The following is a 16,688-nucleotide window of genomic DNA, read 5'->3' on the forward strand; positions in this document are numbered from 1 at the left end:
CCCGGTGCTCGTTGTCTGTGTCGAATGTGCGCCTTCTAGAGGGCCCCCGCACCACCCCTGAGCCTCGCGCCCCGAAGCGAGACGCCCTGGAATGTCCGCACGCCGTGCGCTGTGTGACATCGCCGCCCCGCGCACATGTTCTCCCCCGGTTCCACGCCATCACCGCGAGAACCGTGTCGCGTCCCTGACAGCTTTGCATCCGTGCGCCCGGGCACACCCACGCCCGCGCACTCGACAGTGACGGAAAACCCCCAGTGATCACGACAACAGGCCTCACCAAGGTCTACCGCTCGCGCGGCGGCCGTGAGGTCACCGCCCTGGACGGCGTCGACCTGCACGTCCGCGAAGGCGAGGTGTACGGCGTCATCGGCCAGTCCGGCGCCGGCAAGTCCTCGCTGATCCGCTGCGTCAACCTCCTGGAACGCCCCACCTCCGGCACGGTCACCGTCGCCGGTCAGGACCTCACCGCCCTCGGCGGCCGCGGCCCCCGCGCAGGCAAGGAGCTGCGGCGGGCGCGCAGCCGTATCGGCATGGTCTTCCAGCACTTCAACCTGCTCTCCTCGCGGACCGTGCAGGACAACGTCGAACTGCCCCTGGAGATCCTCGGCGTCTCCGGGAGGGAACGTTCCCGCAAGGCGCTGGACCTGCTCGACCTCGTCGGACTCGCCGACAAGGCGAAGGCGTACCCCGCTCAGCTCTCCGGCGGCCAGAAGCAGCGTGTCGGCATTGCCCGCGCCCTCGCCGGCGACCCCAAGGTGCTGCTCTCCGACGAGGCGACCAGCGCCCTCGACCCGGAGACCACCCGCTCCGTCCTGCAGCTGCTGCGCGACCTGAACCGGCAGCTCGGGCTGACCGTCCTGCTCATCACGCACGAGATGGACGTGGTGAAGTCGATCTGCGACTCCGCCGCGCTCATGGAGCGGGGCCGCATCGTGGAGTCCGGCACGGTCAGCGAACTGCTCGCCACCCCCGGCTCCGAACTGGCCGACGCGCTCTTCCCGGTCGACGGCGAGGCCACCGGCGACGACCGCACCGTCGTCGACGTCACCTTCCACGGCGAGGCCGCGACCCAGCCGGTCATCTCCCAGCTGTCGCGCACCTACAACATCGACATATCGATCCTCGGTGCCGCCATCGACACCGTCGGGGGCCTCCAGGTCGGCCGGATGCGCATCGAACTGCCCGGTCGCTACGAGGACAACGTCGTACCGATCGGCTTCCTGCGCGAACAGGGCCTTCGGATCGACGTCGTGGGTGAGTCCCTGCTGGTGAAGGACGGTGTCAAGTGACCTGGTCGGACATGCTGCCGCTCCTGTCGCAGGCCTGTGGGGACACCCTCTACATGGTCGGCTGGTCCACCCTCGTCGCGGTCGCCGGAGGCCTCCCGCTCGGCGTCCTGCTGGTCCTCACCGACCGGGGCGGACTGCTGCAGAACATCGTCGCCAACAAGGTGATCGGGCAGATCGTGAACGTCGCCCGCTCGATGCCGTTCATCATCCTGATCGTCGCGCTGATGAACTTCACGCGCACGATCACGGGGACGACCATCGGCCGCGAGGCCGCCATCGTGCCACTGGCGATCGGCGCCGTCCCGTTCTTCGCCCGACTCGTCGAGACGGCGGTCCGCGAAGTGGACGGCGGGCTCGTCGAGGCCGTCCAGGCGATGGGCGGCAACACCTGGACCGTCGTCCGCAAGGTCCTCGTCCCCGAGTCGCTGCCTTCGCTGATCTCCTCCACGACCACCACGATCGTCGCCCTCATCGGCTACTCCGCCATGGCCGGCACGGTCGGCGCCGGCGGCCTCGGCGACATCGCCATCCGCTACGGCTACCAGCGCTTCGAGACCGAGCTGATGTGGATCACCGTCGCGATCCTCGCCGTCGTCATCTCGCTCATCCAGTTCGCCGGCGACTGGGCGGCCCGCTCCCTGCACCGCCGCGTCGGCCGCTCCGGCCCGGCGCCGAAACTGCGGCTGCTGAAGGCCAGGGAGCCGGCCACCGCCGACGTCCACAAGGCCGCCTGACCACACCCCCTGATCTCCCCGCACACCCATCGCGGGGTCGCACCACCGCCAGGAAAGGCACTTTTCGTGCGTAACACCACCACGTTCACCACCGCCGTCCTCGCCGCCGGAGCCCTCACCCTCGGGCTCACCGCATGCGGCTCGGACAAGGACTCCGGCAGCGGCGACGCGAACGCCACGCTCACCGTCGCCGCCACGCCCACCCCGCAGGGCGAGATCCTCACCTACATCAAGGACAACCTCGCGGCGAAGGCCGGCCTCAAGCTCGAGGTCAAGGAGTTCACGGACTACGTGACCCCCAACACGGCCGTCCAGCAGGGCGAGGTCGACGCCAACTACTTCCAGCACCAGCCGTACCTGGACGACTTCAACAAGAAGAACGGCACCGACGTCGTCGCCGTGCCGAACGCCACGGTGCACCTGGAGCCGCTCGGCCTGTACTCCCAGGACGTCAGGAAGCTCGACGACCTCAAGAAGGGCGCCACCGTCGCCCTGCCGAACGACACCACCAACGAGGCCCGCGCGCTGAAGCTCCTGGAGGCCAACGGGCTCATCGAGCTGAAGTCCGGCGCCGGCTACTCCGCGACCCCGAAGGACGTCACCTCCAACCCGAAGAACATCGAGTTCAAGGAGCTGGAGGCGGCCCAGCTGCCGCGTTCCCTCGCCGACGTCGACGCCGCGGTGATCAACGGCAACTACGCGCTGGAGGCCGAGCTCAGCCCCGCCGAGGACGCCCTGGCCGCGGAGTCCGCGCAGGACAACCCGTACGCCAACTTCCTCGCCGTGAAGAAGGGCGACGAGGACGACCCGCGCGTGCGGAAGCTGGCGAAGCTGCTCACCTCGCCCGAGGTGAAGAAGTTCATCGAGGACAAGTACGAGGGCGCGGTCGTCGCCGCCTTCTGAGCCTGGATGCGCCGGAAGCCCGGGTACGCACGGGGTTCACTCCCTCACCGGGGGTGGACCCCGTGGTGCCCTTCCGTGCCTCCATGCTGCATGCTGGGCAGTTCAGAGGGCCCTGACGGTCCAGCAGGTCGGGCCCCGACGGTTTCGAAGGCTACGGAGCGGCTTCATGACGAGCACCTTCCCCACCATCTCCATCAGCACGGAGCGGTTGGTGCTGCGTCCCCTCGACGAGGACGACGTGCCCGCCCTGGCAGAGATGATGAACGACGAGCAGATCGCGGCCTGGACGGACGTACCCCAGCCGTTCACCGAGGATTCCGCCCGCGCCTGGATCACCGAGTACGCCCCCTCAGAACGCACGGCCGGACACGGCCTCGACCTCGCCGTCACCGAGTTCCTCACCCAGCGGCTCGTCGGCGTCATCCAGCTCGGCAAGACCAACTGGCACGTCCGCTCCACCGAACTGGCGTACATCGTCGCCTCCTGGGCCCGCGGCGAGGGGTACGCCTCCGAGGCCGCGCTGGCCACCGCCCAGTGGCTGTTCACCGACCAGAAGTTCGAGCGCATCGAACTGCGCACGGCCGCCGACAACACCGCCTCCCAGCAGGTCGCGCAGAAGATCGGCTGTATCAGCGAGGGCGTCCTGCGCAACGCCTGCATAGCGCGCGCCCGCGCCGAGGACGGCACCTGGACCGAGGTGCGCACCGACTTCATCGTGTGGAGCCTGCTGCCCGAGGACCTGGAGGGCGCCGGCGAGCAGCTCGCGGACAGCGGCGGTTTCACGTCGTACACCGACTGGAACTGAGCCGGACACCGCCTGGAACTGAGTCGAACACCGACTGGAACTGAGCCGTACGGCGACGGGACCCGACGGCGGCCGCCGCCCTCCGGCCCCGCCGACCAGGTACCCTCACGGAGCCCGCTACCTGCGTGAACCCCCGGGAGACTGACGACGATGGCCGACCGCGTCACGGTGATCGGCTGGGACGGCTCGCCGCTGACCGCCGCGGCCCGCTCCGCGCTGGGTGCCGCCACGCTGGTGGCCGGCGCCGCCCACCATCTGACGCTGCCCGAGGTGCCGCCCGCCGCGGAGCGCATCCGCCTCGGCAGCGTGGCGCTCGCCGCCCGCCGTATCGCCGGCCACCGGGGCACGGCGGTCGTCCTCGCCGACGGCGACCCGGGCTTCTTCGGTGTCGTACGGACCCTGCGCGCACCCGAGTTCGGCCTCGAGGTCGAGGTGGTCCCGGCCGTCTCCGCCGTCGCCGCCGCCTTCGCCCGTGCCGGGATGCCCTGGGACGACGCGCAGGTCGTCGTCGCCCACCGGCGCACCCTGCGCCGCGCGGTCAACGTCTGCCGCGCCCACACCAAGGTCGCCGTCCTCACCTCGCCCGGCGCCGGACCCGCCGAGCTGGGCCTGCTCCTGGAGGGCGTGCACCGCACCTTCGTCGTCTGCGAGGAACTCGGCACCGACCGCGAACGGGTCAGCGTCCTCACCTCCGACAAGGCCATCGACCACACCTGGCGCGACCCCAACGTGGTGATCGTCATCGGCGGCCCGGCGGGCGCCCCCGCGGGCGACAGCGGCTGGATATCCGGGCGCGACCCGGGCACCGGACCGCGCGGCTGGGCCCTGCCCGCCCAGGCCTACGGCGGCGGACTCGGCGAAGGTGAGACGGAGTTGCTGCGCGCGGCCCAGCTCGCCCGGCTCGGACCGCGCGTGGGCGACCTCGTCTGGGACATCGGCTGCGGCAGCGGCGCCTTCGCGACCGAGGCCGCGCGGGCCGGCGCGGCCGTCCTCGCCGTCGACCGCGATCTGGAGGCGTGCGCCCGCACCGACGCCTCCGCCCGCCACCACGGCGTCCACCTGCAGATCGTCCGCGGCACCGCCCCGCACGTCCTGGAGAACCTGCCCGAACCGGACGTCGTCCGGGTCGGCGGCGGGGGAGTGGCCGTGGTCTCCGCGGTCGCCGACCGCCGCCCGCAGCGCATCGTCACCCACGCGGCGACCCGCGACACCGCCGAACTCGTCGGCCGCGATCTGACCGAACACGGCTACCGCGTCGAGTGCGCCCTCCTGCAGTCCGTCCAACTCGACACGCGCGCCTGGACGGAGACTGAACGGAGTGTCGCGTTCCTGCTCAGCGGGGTTCTGCCGGACCGCCGGCCGTGACCTGGTTCGCCCTCCCCGTGATCCTGTTGTCGTACCGCGCGCGGTAGGCTGGCCGATCGTCGTACCGCTTCCGTTCGCCCGGCACTTCGTCGGTCAATGTCCGGAAAACACATCCCTTTTGGGGGGCGTGTGGTACGGCAGAACCGGAGGGCGCGCAACGTGGCGCAGTCCACAGCGGAGCGGCGCGGATCATGCTGTCGCGACGCGACGACGGCCGGGACAATGCCACTGAATGGCTTTGTCGCTTTTTCGGGCGGGTCGGTCGTGCCGCTGGGCACGGACGCTCGTTCTTCACTGCGGAGCGGTCGGTGGCGCCGTTCCGGGTGAGCTGGTCGTAGGGAGCACTAACCGATGGGCGAGGGGTACGCATGACCGACACCGGCCAGGTCCCGGGCGAGGGGCTGCCGGAGAACGCAGGCATGGTGGAGCAGCCGGGCGCCCCCGGGCACGGCGCGTACACCTACCTCTCCGAGACGACCGCCGAGGACGAAGACCTGCTGCTGCTGCCGGGCGCACAGAGCGCCTGGGGCAACGAGGTGGCGCCGCCCGCGCCCGAGCCGGTCGTCGAGACGGTGCACGAGCCGGGACCGCACGAGCTCTCCGGCCGCGACAGCGGTTCCGTCGACCTCAGCGCCGTACGCCTGCCCGGTCCGGCCGCCCCGCCCCAGCAGGCCCCGCGCCGCCCGCTCCACCTCGGTCCGCCGATCCCCGACACCTCCGCCAGCCCGGTCCGCTCCCTCGCCGACCGCGGCCCCGCGGGCGCCCCGGTACGGCCCGGCTCCGGCCCCGAGTACCTGGACGTCCCGCCGCTGCGCGAGACGCCTCCGCAGGGCGCGGCGCCCTGGGGAGCCCCGGCCGCCCAGACCACTGCCCCGGCCCCGGCCCGAGCGCAGGCCACCCCCGCCCAGGCCGCCGCTCCGGCCGCTGCTCCGGTCCAGGGGCCGGTCCCTTCCGGGCCGATGACCGCGGAAACGGTTGTTCCTGCGCCGACGGCGGTTCCGGGAACACCGGAGCCCGAGCCGGTGGGCGCCGCCGAGGCCGTCGTGGCCCGCGTGGCGACCGAGGCCAACGAGGCGATCTCCGTGGCCGCCCCGCAGGGCCACGAGGGTCAGGAGGGTGCCGAGGCGTCGTACGCCGAGGGCGACGGCATGGCGCCCACGACTCCTGCGGCGCAGGTTCCCGCAACCGTGCCCGGTGAGCCCGCTCAGGGCCTGGGACCGGCGGTGAACGCCGAGCCCGAGCACGTGTCCGTGTCGTCCGGGGTCGTCGATCCCGGACAGTTGCTCGGAGCGGCGCTGATCGCCGAGCGCGAGCAGGACGTCGCCGACGAGGCCGCCGAGGCGGAGGTCGGCGGCCCGTCCGGGGGCGAACAGCCCGCGGAATCCGCCGGGGTCGCTGAGTCCCTTGCCGTTCCGCCCGTCGACCCGGTGCCTGCGCCGGCGACCCCGTGGGTTCCCGAGGGCGGGTACGTGGGGCAGGCCGCCGCCACTGCCGCCGCGCTGGGCGTGCAGGCCGTCCAGGCCGCCGAGGCCGGTGCTGCCGAGACGCCGTCGGCCGCTGAGGCGGGCCCGGTCGAGGCGGCCCGAATCCCCGCCTCGGGACCTGCCGCTGTGGACCGGGCCGTCGAGGTGCCGCAGGCTTCCGAGACGGCCGCAGCCGAGGCGGTCCAGGCCCCCGAGGCGCCGGCGTCCGAAGGGGCGCAGGTCGCCGAGGTCCCCGCACCCGACGCGGTGGAGGCTTCCGAGGCACCGGCGCCCTGGGCGGAGCAGCCGGCCGAGCCGGGCTCTGCGGAGGTGGCCGACATGCCGGACCCGACGCAGCACTTCGAGGCCCCCGCGCCCGACACCGTGACCGAGGCCCCGGCTCCGGACGCGGACGCAGCCCTGGGCGCGGCCGCGGCTCCGGCAGAAGCCCAGGTCCAGGACACGGCCCAGGAGCAGGACGCGTCCTTGATCCAGGACGCGGCCCAGAGCGTCGACCCCGCCCCCGAGCCCGTCCCCGGCGTCACCTCCCAGGACCCCGAGCCCGCGGTGCCCGTGACGGCTGAAGCGCCCGAGCCGGTCGCACCCGTGCAGGAGGTGCCGGCGCCCGCCCAGGGAGCGCCCGTGGCCGGGCCCGAGCCCATCGCCGCGCCGGAGGTCCCGGTCGCCCAGGCTCCCGCGGCCACCGCTGCTCCCGACGGCCCGCAGCCTGCCCAGATCCCTGCCGCCCCCGACGCCCCGCTGCTCGTGGAGGCCCAGGTCGCCCCCACCGTCGTCCCGCCTGCCGAGGCCGGCGCCGTCTCACCCACCGAGCCGGCCGCCCGGCAGCCGGAACCCGAGCCCGCCCCCCAGGCTCACCCCGCCCCCGAGCAGACGACGCGGCCGACCCCGGACGCCCAGCCGGAACCGGAGGCGCAGCCCGAGGCCCTGGCAGCCCCCGCCATCCACCAGGCGGACGCCACGTCTCACCTGCCGGACACTCCGACCCCGGTGACGGCCCCGCAGGCGGAGGTGCCGGCCGAAGGGCCTGCCGCCGAAGCCCCGGCAGAGGCCGCCCCGGAGCCCGACCCGACCGCCGCCACGGCCGTCACCGACGCACAACCCGCCCCCGAGCAGGACCAACCCCTCCAGCCCGTGGGCGAGTTCGTCCCTGTCGAAGGCACGGTGCCGACCACCCCGCACCTCGCCCCGACCCCACCGCACGCCGTGGCGTTCCCCACGGAGGACCAGCAGCCCGCCGTACCCCCGGCGGAACACCCGGAAGCCTCGGCCCCGGACCCCACCCCCACCGTCCCCGCCCCCCGGGCGGCCGACCCCGCTCCCGCCCCGGCGACCCCGGACCCGGAGCCCGACGCCCATGCCGGCCCCGACCCGGAGGTCGCACAGAGCCCGGAGGACCTGGAAACCAGGGTCGCCGACCAGGAAGAGAGCACGGCCTCCGTGGAAGAAGCCAGAGAGTCCACCGGCCCCGCCGCGCCCGCGTACGACGACGCCGAGCGCGAGGCCGTCCTGAAGGTCATGCGCGAGCGCCGCGACATCCGCAACGGCTTCCGCGGCGACCCGATCCCGCACGAGGTGCTGCTGCGCGTCCTGGAGGCCGCCCACACCGCGCCCTCCGTCGGCCACTCGCAGCCCTGGGACTTCGTCGTCATCCGCTCCGCCGAGACCCGGCGCGCGATGCACGAGCTGGCGATGCGTCAGCGGGACGCGTACGCCAAGTCCTTGCCCAAGGGCCGGGCGAAGCAGTTCAAGGAACTGAAGATCGAGGCCATCCTCGAAACGCCGGTGAACATCGTGGTCACCGCCGACCCGACCCGCGGCGGCCGCCACACCCTGGGCCGTCACACCCAGCCGCAGATGGCGCCGTACTCCTCCGCGCTCGCGGTCGAGAACCTCTGGCTCGCCGCGCGCGCCGAGGGCCTCGGCGTCGGCTGGGTCAGCTTCTTCGACGAGCGCGAGATGGTCCGCGCCCTCGGCCTGCCCGAACACCTCGAAGTGGTCGCCTACCTCTGCGTCGGCTACGTCGACGAGTTCCCGGACGAGCCCGAGCTGATGCAGGTCGGCTGGGCCAAGCGACGCCCCCTGTCGTGGGTCGTCCACGAGGAGACGTACGGCCGTCGCGCGCTGCCCGGCGAGGACCCGCACGACCTGCTCGCCGAGACGGTCGCCGGGATCCGCCCGCTGGACGCGAAGGCGCTCGGCGAGGCGTGGGAGCGGCAGAAGCGCATGACCAAGCCGGCCGGCGCGCTGGGCATGCTGGAGATCATCTCCGCGCAGCTGTGCGGCCTGTCCCGGCAGTGCCCCCCGCCGATCCCCGAGCCCGCCGCCGTCGCGATCTTCGCGGGCGACCACGGGGTGCACGCGCAGGGCGTCACCCCCTGGCCCCAGGAGGTGACGGCCCAGATGGTCGCCAACTTCCTCGGCGGCGGCGCGGTCTGCAACGCTTTCGCGACCCAGGTGGGCGCCGAGGTCTGTGTGGTGGACGTCGGCGTCGCGGCCGACCTCCCGGCCACCCCGGGTCTCCTCCCGCGCAAGGTCCGCGCCGGCACGTCCGACATGACCACCGGCCCCGCGATGACCCGCGAGGAGGCCAAGCAGGCCATCGAGGTCGGTATCGAGACGGCCCGCGACCTGGTGGCGGCCGGCAACAAGGCCCTGCTGACGGGCGAGATGGGTATCGCGAACACGACGGCGTCCGCGGCCCTGATCTCCGTCTTCACCGGCGCCGACCCGGCCGAGGTGACGGGCCGGGGCACCGGCATCAACGACGAGACCCTCGCCCGCAAGACCGAGGTGGTCCGCCGTGCCCTGGAGCTCCACCAGCCGGACCCGGCCGACCCCATCGGCGTGCTGGCCGCCATCGGCGGATTCGAACACGCGGCGATGGTCGGTCTCCTCCTGGGCGGCGCTTCCCTGCGGACGCCCGTGATCCTGGACGGCGTCAGCGCCGGCGCAGCCGCCCTGGTCGCCCGCGCGATCGCTCCCGAGGTCCTCGCGGCCTGCATCGCGGGCCACCGCAGCGCGGAACCCGGCCACGTGGCCGCCCTCAACAAGCTCGGCCTCCGTCCCCTGGTCGACCTCGACCTCCGCCTCGGCGAGGGCACCGGCGCCCTCCTGGCGCTTCCCCTGGTCCAGAGCACGGCCAGGGCCATGCACGAGGTGGCGACGTTCGACTCGGCGGGAGTGACGGAGAAGTAGGACCGTCCCGGGGTCGGCGGGTGTGCGCTCCTGCACGCCCCCGACCCCGCCTTACGCTGAAGCCACCTCTAAAATCCGCACGTCAGGGCCGCTCCAGAGCCGCAGCGCCCACTCCCTGCCCGTTCGAGGAGCCGCCCCTCATGGCCGAACACCCCCCCTACCCCGTAGGTCTCCGCCTCACCGGCCGCAGGGTCGTCGTCCTCGGCGGCGGCCAGGTCGCCCAGCGCCGCCTCCCCGCACTGATCGCGGCAGGCGCCGACATCCACCTCGTGTCCCCCGGGGCGACCCCCTCCGTGGAGGCGATGGCAGACGCGGGTGAGCTCACCTGGCACCGGCGCCCCTACGCCGACGGCGACCTCGCGAACGCCTGGTACGCCCTCATCGCCACCAGTGACCCGGCCGCGAACCAGCGGGCCTCCGCCGAAGCGGAAGCGCACCGCGTCTGGTGCGTCCGTTCCGACGACGCCGACCAGGCGACCGCCTGGACCCCGGCCACCGGCACCAGCGAGGGCGTCACGGTCGCCGTCCTCACCACGAAGGCCGAGGGCCGCGACCCCCGCCACACCGCCGCCATCCGTGACGCGGTGGTGGAGGGACTGCGCGACGGCACCCTCGTGGCCCCCCATCACCGCACCCGCACCCCCGGTGTCGCCCTGGTCGGCGGCGGCCCCGGTGACCCCGACCTGATCACCGTTCGCGGCCGCCGCCTCCTCGCCGAGGCCGACGTCGTCATCGCCGACCGCCTCGGTCCCCGCGACCTCCTCGCCGAACTCCCCCCGCACGTCGAGGTGATCGACGCGGCGAAGATCCCGTACGGCCGTTACATGGCGCAGGAGGCCATCAACAACGCGCTGATCGAGCACGCCAAGCAGGGCAGGTCGGTGGTCCGCCTCAAGGGCGGCGACCCGTATGTCTTCGGCCGCGGCATGGAGGAACTCCAGGCCCTCGCCGAGGCAGGCATCCCCTGCACGGTGGTCCCCGGCATCTCCAGTTCCATCTCGGTCCCGGGCGCGGCCGGTATCCCGGTCACCCACCGCGGTGTCGCCCACGAGTTCACGGTCGTCAGTGGCCATGTGGCCCCCGACGACGAGCGCTCCCTGGTCGACTGGCCGTCGCTCGCGAAGCTCACCGGCACCCTCGTGATCCTCATGGGCGTCGACAAGATCGGAAAGATCGCCGAGACGCTCGTGGCGCACGGCAAGCCGGCCGACACCCCGGTCGCCCTCGTCCAGGAGGGCACGACGGCCGCCCAGCGCCGAGTCGACGCGACGCTGGCGACGGTCGCGGAGACGGTCCGGACGCAGGAGGTCAAACCCCCGGCCGTCATCGTCATCGGCGAGGTCGTCACCGTCGGCCCGCAGACGTCGGCGTAACCCCGGGTAACACAACCCGTTCACAGCCGTTGGCACCGCACCCAGGACAAGGCAGTATCACCCTGTGGCCGATCTCATCACCGTTGAGGACCCCGACGACCCGCGCCTGCGCGACTACACCGGCCTGACCGACGTCGAGCTGCGCCGCAAGCGCGAGCCCGCCGAGGGCCTGTTCATCGCGGAGGGCGAGAAGGTCATCCGACGGGCCAAGGACGCCGGGTACGAGATGCGCTCGATGCTGCTCTCCGCGAAGTGGGTCGACGTCATGCGCGATGTGATCGACGAACTCCCGGCACCGGTCTACGCCGTCAGCCCGGAGCTCGCCGAACGCGTCACCGGCTACCACGTGCACCGCGGCGCCCTCGCCTCGATGCAGCGCAAGCCGCTCCCGACGGCGGCCGAACTCCTGCAGACCGCGCGCCGGGTGGTGGTCATGGAATCGGTCAACGATCACACCAACATCGGCGCGATCTTCCGCTCCGCCGCGGCCCTCGGCATGGACGCGGTCCTGCTCTCCCCGGACTGCGCCGACCCCCTCTACCGCCGCAGCGTCAAGGTCTCGATGGGCGCGGTCTTCTCGGTGCCGTACGCCCGTCTGGACACCTGGCCCAAGGGCCTGGACTCGGTCCGCGAGGCCGGCTTCACCCTCCTCGCCCTCACCCCGGACGAGAAGGCCCGTTCCCTCGACGAGGCCGCCCCGCACAAGATGGCCCGCGTGGCCCTCATGCTCGGCGCCGAGGGCGACGGCCTGTCCACCCAGGCCCTGGTCGCCGCCGACGAATGGGTCCGCATCCCCATGTCCCACGGCGTCGACTCCCTCAACGTGGGTGCGGCAGCCGCGGTCGCCTTCTACGCGGTGGCCACGGGCCGACCTCAGGTCGAAGGTGTGTTCCGAAAGTAGCGCCGTCCGCCCGGCGGGCCGGACCGGGCTTTCGCCCCCCGTCCCAGGTGGCTAGGGCGTGTTTCGAAAATCCCGTCTGGCCCGCGACGCCTGGCACGGCGCCTCGCCGCGTTGTCGGGATCGCCCGCGTACGCCCAGTACGCGGACGACCCTCCGCCTTGCGATGCACCGCACCAGACGCCGCGAGCCCCGCCCTCCGGGCGGACGACGCTACTTTCGAAACACGCCCTAGTCGTCGGCCGGCACGTATGCGTGCGACAGCCGCTGGACTTGCTGATCCCGTACGACGCCGTCGCCGCCGCCGAGCCCACGGGCCGGCCCCTGGCAGCCCTGGACGATGCCGATGCCCAGGGCGACGAGCAGCGTCACGACGACGAAGACGAACAGCCGCTGCCGCAGCAGACGGGGGTTGGCGGGCCGACGCCCGGTCCCGGTGGTCCTGGGCCCCGGACGCCCCGCCCCACTGCGAGGCGCGGGCCGACTCCCGCTGCCGCCGGGCCGGGTGTTGCGCCCGGCGGGCGTGGGCCGGGATCCGGACCGCGAGGACGAAGCGCCACCTCGTGAGCCGCTGCCCCCGCGCGAGGGAACCCCGCCCCGCGCGGGCGCCGGCCCCCGTGAGGACGGCACGCCGCCGCGGGGCGAAGAAGTACCCGACCCCGCGCCCGGTCCCGCCCCGCCCGGGTGGCGCAGGGTGCGCTCCGGGTAGCTGGAGTCGGTGAGGCGCCCGGTGGGCCGGTCCGCTTCCGCGGCCCTCGGCACGGGCGGCCGCGCATCGCCCATCCCCTGGGCCTCACGGGCGGCGATCTCCTTGAGCCGCAGCGAGAGGTCGAGCGTGCTGGGCCGCTCCTCGGGGTCCTTCGCGAGGCAGGCCCGGATCAGCGGGGCGAGGGCGTCGGGTACGCCGTGCAGCTGGGGCTCCTCGTGCACCACGCGGTACAGCATCACCTCGGAACTGCCGTGCCCGAAGGGCGAGTCGGCCGTCGAGGCGTACGCGAGCGTGGCGCCGAGCGAGAACACGTCGGTGGCCGGAGTGACCACGGCCCCCCGCACCTGCTCGGGCGCGAGGAAGCCGGGCGACCCGACGGCCGTACCGACGTGAGTGAGCGTCGACGCCCCCGTCGCCCAGGCGATGCCGAAGTCGATGATCCGCGGCCCCTTCGGGGACAGCAGGATGTTGGACGGCTTCAGGTCCCGGTGCACGACCCCGGCCTCGTGGACTGCGACGAGCCCCTCCGACAGCGCGGCGCCGATCGACGCGAGCTCGGCCGCCCCGAGCGGCCCCTCGTCGTTGACCTTGTCGTGCAGCGAGGGGCCGGGCACGTACTGCGTGGCGAACCAGGGCCGGTCGGCATCGAGATCGGCCGCGACCAGCCGCGCCGTGCACCCGCCCCGGATCCGCCGGGCGGCGGACACCTCACGCGCGAACCGCGACCGGAACTCCTGGTCCTCCGCCAGATCGGGCCGGATCACCTTGAGCGCGACCCGCTGCCCCTTCTTGTCGGAGCCCAGATAGACGACGCCCATTCCGCCCGCGCCGAGCCGTCGGTGAAGCCTGAACGAGCCGACGACGCGCGGGTCCTCGCGCCTCAGGCGCATCATCGCCATGTTCATCCCCGCTGCCCGGTCCGTGTGACGTGGCACAGCTTACGTTTCCACGGCCGTTCGCGCGCAGAGGCCGCGCCCTCCGGTCCCGATCGATTGTCAGTGCCGGGTGGGAGACTTGAGGAGTGGTCAGAGTGCCTGCGGGCAGGCGGACTTTGACGACCCTGTGATCTCAACCACCCGTCGTAGAAGGGGGATTGAATCCGTGAAGGGTGACCGAGTGGAGATAGTCGTGGACGCCGGCGACACGACGCGAACGTACGAGGTGGTGGCCGGCCGGGCGGGCCGCCGGGTGGAGACGGCGGTCCGACGGGGGGTGGTGGAAGTGAGCGAAGTCACGCGGAACGGTACGGTGGTGCGCACCGCCCGCTTCATGGCGAACCGGGTCCTCGCCCTGGTCGAGCAGCCCGTCCCCCGCGAGGACGGCTCGGAAAAACCGTCCCGCACCGGACACTCCCTCCGGGAAGACCCCGAGACCTAGGTCCGCGTCTCCACCCAGGGGAGTACATCGCAGCTCATGGCTCATCCTCCGGGAGGCCCGGCAATCGGTACGAGGGCATGACGTCCACCGTCCGCCCCGCGCCTAGATTTGAGGTCAAGCGGCGGGTGCAGCACTCGTCCCCCGAGGTCAGACACCCGCCGCTGCCAACGACAACCGACACGGTCAGGAGAGGGACCATGGCCCACACGGCACCGCGGACACAGTTCCGCACCCGAACCCGCCGCACGGGCCGCCGCCACCCCCTGGTGGCGACACTCATGGCCCTTCCCCTGGCGGCCCTTCTCCTCCTCGTCTTCGACGGCTGGGAGACGGTGGCCACACAAGCGTCGTCCGTGGGCGTGATGCTGGGGCGCTGAGCGGCGACCCCAGGCCCGGAAGAGCGGTCCGGGCGGGGACATCCACCCATGAAACCCCGTGGGGACGGGGGTGCGGCGGACGGCAAGAGATGCCGGCGCAGCTGGGGAGCTGCGCCGGCATTGCCTTGCCCCCATCCGTCACGGAAAGGGCAGGGCGGGCGAGGGCGGGACAGCCCCGGGGCCGTGGCGACGCCGGTCGCCCGACGGCCCCGGGAGTCGTCCCCGTACCCTCGCCCCCAGAGCCCGCACCACCCAGGGAGCCCCGTGACCCCCAGCCCCTTGCTCCTCGAGCTCACCGCCCGAGTCAAGGCCAAGGCCCACACCAGCCCCTTCTCGCCCTGCCCCTGCCCCGCGGGCACCCTCGCCGACCGCCCCGACGCCACCGTCGTACGTCATGCGGACACCGTCGCGAAGGCCCACGCCCCCCAGACGGCCCCCGCCGACCTCCTCCCACGCCTCACCACGGCCACTCGCCACCCCGACCTCCTCCTCCCCCCGCTCATCCCCACCCCCGTGCCCCTGCACGGCCGCCTCGTCACGTTCTGGCCCTACGGCACCCCCGTGGACCCGGACGACCCGGACGCGGCCCCCTGGGAAGAGGCCGCCACCCTCCTCGCCCGCCTCCACCGCACGCCCGTCCAGGCTCCCGGCCTCCCCCCGATGCGAGGCCCCGCCAAAGCCGCCCACGCCGTCGCACGGCTCCGGGCAGCCGGCCCGCACCCCGCGACCGCCCCCGTCCTGCGCGCCTGGAGCACGCTCCCGGCCTGGGCCCGGGCCGAGGCCCCCATGCCGGACACCAGCACCCTCTGTCACGGCGACCTCCACCTCGGCCAACTGGTCCGCCACCCCGCCCCCGACGGCCCCTGGCGCCTGATCGACGTGGACGATCTCGGCGTCGGCGTCCCCGCCTGGGATCTCGCCCGCCCCGCCGCCTGGTACGCCTGTGGCCTGCTCCCGCCCGACGAGTGGACCCGCTTCCTGCATGCCTACCGCACCGCCGGCGGCCCGGCCGTCCCCGCCGAGGGCGACCCCTGGCCTTCCCTCGACGTCCCCGCCCGCGCCCTCACCGTCCAGACCGCCGCCCGTGCCGTGACCAAGGCGGTCGCCCAGGAAAGACCCCTCGACGAGGTCGAGCAGGCCCTCGCCGACGCCTGCGCCCGCATGGGTTCCGTCCCTCCGGGGCTGGCGCCAGGTTCCGGCAAGTAGGGTGCAACCGACCGCAGCCGGACAGAGTCTGTCCTGGCGGTACGCGAAACAGGACCGACCGGCGAGGAGTTGAGCCGAACCATGCAGTGCCCCAAGTGTCACGGCCAGATGCACACGTACAACCGCAACGGCGTCCAGATCGAACAGTGCACCAACTGCCGGGGGATCTTCCTCGACTACGGCGAGCTGGAGGCGCTGACCCGCCTGGAGTCCCAGTGGACCCAGCCGGCGCCCCCGCCGCCCGCCCCGCAGGCCTACCCGGCCGGTCCCGCCGCTCCCGCCTGGGGCGCCCCGCACGGAGGACACCACGGTGGCCACGGCGGGCACTACGGCGGCCACCAGCGCCACAAGAGCTTCGGCCACATGCTGTTCTCCAGCTGACCGACACCACGAAGAAGCCCCCGGCCGTACGGCCGGGGGCTTCTTCGACGTGTGGACGATACTGGGATTGAACCAGTGACCTCTTCCGTGTCAGGGAAGCGCTCTCCCGCTGAGCTAATCGTCCTCGGGACCTGCGTGCGCGATACTGGGATTGAACCAGTGACCTCTTCCGTGTCAGGGAAGCGCTCTCCCGCTGAGCTAATCGCGCCGGGGATCCGAAGATCCAGTGGACGATACTGGGATTGAACCAGTGACCTCTTCCGTGTCAGGGAAGCGCTCTCCCGCTGAGCTAATCGTCCTTGGAGGTGGAGACGGGATTTGAACCCGTGTAGACGGCTTTGCAGGCCGTTGCCTCGCCTCTCGGCCACTCCACCAGGAGTGTAGGGGATCGGGAAGACCCCTTCTTCCTTCGAGCGGACGACGAGGCTCGAACTCGCGACCTCAACCTTGGCAAGGTTGCGCTCTACCAACTGAGCTACGTCCGCCTGTCGTTTCGGTCCGCTCTCGCGTCCCGGCGACGTTCTGAACTCTAGCGGATTCCTGGGCCAGTACAAAAACGCGTTTGTGCAGCGTGCGCCCCTGCGGCCCCGCC

The 16,688-nt window shown here is 72.9% G+C and carries 13 protein-coding genes and 5 tRNA genes; 12 read left to right on the top strand and 6 right to left on the bottom strand.

The features are described from left to right. The first annotated feature begins 254 nt into the window (after positions 1–254). The 8 genes from ACIBVL_RS27760 (at position 255) to ACIBVL_RS27795 (ending at position 12,049) form a co-directional block, all read left to right on the top strand. Positions 255–1,289 carry a methionine ABC transporter ATP-binding protein gene (locus ACIBVL_RS27760; protein ID WP_399100973.1) on the top strand — a complete coding sequence of 345 codons (1,035 nt, stop codon included), beginning with the start codon at positions 255–257 and terminating at the stop codon, positions 1,287–1,289. Continuing rightward, entirely contained in the window at positions 1,286–2,023 is a 738-nt protein-coding gene (locus ACIBVL_RS27765) for a methionine ABC transporter permease (RefSeq protein ID WP_399100975.1), read from the top strand. The genes ACIBVL_RS27760 and ACIBVL_RS27765 overlap by 4 nt, the downstream gene beginning before the upstream one ends. A gap of 66 nt (positions 2,024–2,089) precedes the next feature. Then, positions 2,090–2,926: a MetQ/NlpA family ABC transporter substrate-binding protein gene (locus ACIBVL_RS27770; protein ID WP_399100977.1), complete on the top strand. Its 837-nt coding sequence runs from the start codon at positions 2,090–2,092 to the stop codon at positions 2,924–2,926. 166 nt (positions 2,927–3,092) lie between these two features. Then, the gene (locus ACIBVL_RS27775; RefSeq protein WP_399100979.1) at positions 3,093–3,731 is read left to right on the top strand and encodes a GNAT family N-acetyltransferase; all 639 of its coding nucleotides are present in this window, start codon (positions 3,093–3,095) and stop codon (positions 3,729–3,731) included. A gap of 150 nt (positions 3,732–3,881) precedes the next feature. Further along, entirely contained in the window at positions 3,882–5,096 is a 1,215-nt protein-coding gene (cbiE, locus tag ACIBVL_RS27780) for a precorrin-6y C5,15-methyltransferase (decarboxylating) subunit CbiE (RefSeq protein ID WP_399100981.1), read from the top strand. A 368-nt stretch (positions 5,097–5,464) separates the two neighbouring features. Then, positions 5,465–9,775, top strand: a complete 4,311-nt coding sequence (gene cobT / locus ACIBVL_RS27785) for a nicotinate-nucleotide--dimethylbenzimidazole phosphoribosyltransferase (protein ID WP_399100983.1) — start codon at positions 5,465–5,467, stop codon at positions 9,773–9,775. A 140-nt stretch (positions 9,776–9,915) separates the two neighbouring features. After that, positions 9,916–11,148 carry a uroporphyrinogen-III C-methyltransferase gene (cobA, locus tag ACIBVL_RS27790; RefSeq protein WP_399100985.1) on the top strand — a complete coding sequence of 411 codons (1,233 nt, stop codon included), beginning with the start codon at positions 9,916–9,918 and terminating at the stop codon, positions 11,146–11,148. A 64-nt stretch (positions 11,149–11,212) separates the two neighbouring features. Continuing rightward, the gene (locus ACIBVL_RS27795) at positions 11,213–12,049 is read left to right on the top strand and encodes a TrmH family RNA methyltransferase (RefSeq protein ID WP_399100987.1); all 837 of its coding nucleotides are present in this window, start codon (positions 11,213–11,215) and stop codon (positions 12,047–12,049) included. Between the two features lie 228 nt (positions 12,050–12,277). On the opposite strand, the gene ACIBVL_RS27800 is transcribed toward ACIBVL_RS27795, so the two are convergent. Next, a complete protein-coding gene (locus ACIBVL_RS27800; protein WP_399101251.1) occupies positions 12,278–13,660 on the bottom strand; it encodes a protein kinase in 1,383 nt (460 codons plus the stop codon). A 196-nt stretch (positions 13,661–13,856) separates the two neighbouring features. Here ACIBVL_RS27800 and ACIBVL_RS27805 point away from each other — a divergent pair, with 196 nt between their 5' ends. From ACIBVL_RS27805 to ACIBVL_RS27820, 4 genes are all read left to right on the top strand, one after another. After that, the gene (locus ACIBVL_RS27805) at positions 13,857–14,132 is read left to right on the top strand and encodes a hypothetical protein (RefSeq protein WP_399100989.1); all 276 of its coding nucleotides are present in this window, start codon (positions 13,857–13,859) and stop codon (positions 14,130–14,132) included. 197 nt (positions 14,133–14,329) lie between these two features. Beyond that, positions 14,330–14,509: a hypothetical protein gene (locus tag ACIBVL_RS27810; protein ID WP_358994867.1), complete on the top strand. Its 180-nt coding sequence runs from the start codon at positions 14,330–14,332 to the stop codon at positions 14,507–14,509. A 264-nt stretch (positions 14,510–14,773) separates the two neighbouring features. Next, positions 14,774–15,715, top strand: a complete 942-nt coding sequence (locus tag ACIBVL_RS27815; protein WP_399100991.1) for a phosphotransferase family protein — start codon at positions 14,774–14,776, stop codon at positions 15,713–15,715. Positions 15,716–15,796: 81 nt separating this feature from the next. Beyond that, complete coding sequence (locus ACIBVL_RS27820; RefSeq protein WP_399100993.1) at positions 15,797–16,096, top strand: zf-TFIIB domain-containing protein; 300 nt, start codon at positions 15,797–15,799, stop codon at positions 16,094–16,096. Between the two features lie 52 nt (positions 16,097–16,148). Here the strand turns inward: ACIBVL_RS27820 and ACIBVL_RS27825 are convergent. From ACIBVL_RS27825 to ACIBVL_RS27845, 5 genes are all read right to left on the bottom strand, one after another. Next, positions 16,149–16,220 (bottom strand) — tRNA-Val (locus tag ACIBVL_RS27825). 12 nt (positions 16,221–16,232) lie between these two features. Next, positions 16,233–16,304: transfer RNA gene (locus ACIBVL_RS27830), tRNA-Val, on the bottom strand. A gap of 19 nt (positions 16,305–16,323) precedes the next feature. Next, a tRNA-Val gene (locus ACIBVL_RS27835) sits at positions 16,324–16,395 on the bottom strand. Between the two features lies 1 nt (position 16,396). Then, a tRNA-Cys gene (locus ACIBVL_RS27840) sits at positions 16,397–16,470 on the bottom strand. Positions 16,471–16,508: 38 nt separating this feature from the next. Further along, positions 16,509–16,581 (bottom strand) — tRNA-Gly (locus tag ACIBVL_RS27845). Positions 16,582–16,688 lie beyond the last annotated feature (107 nt).

This window comes from Streptomyces sp. NPDC049687 (genome assembly GCF_044465285.1).
Taxonomy (GTDB): domain Bacteria; phylum Actinomycetota; class Actinomycetes; order Streptomycetales; family Streptomycetaceae; genus Streptomyces.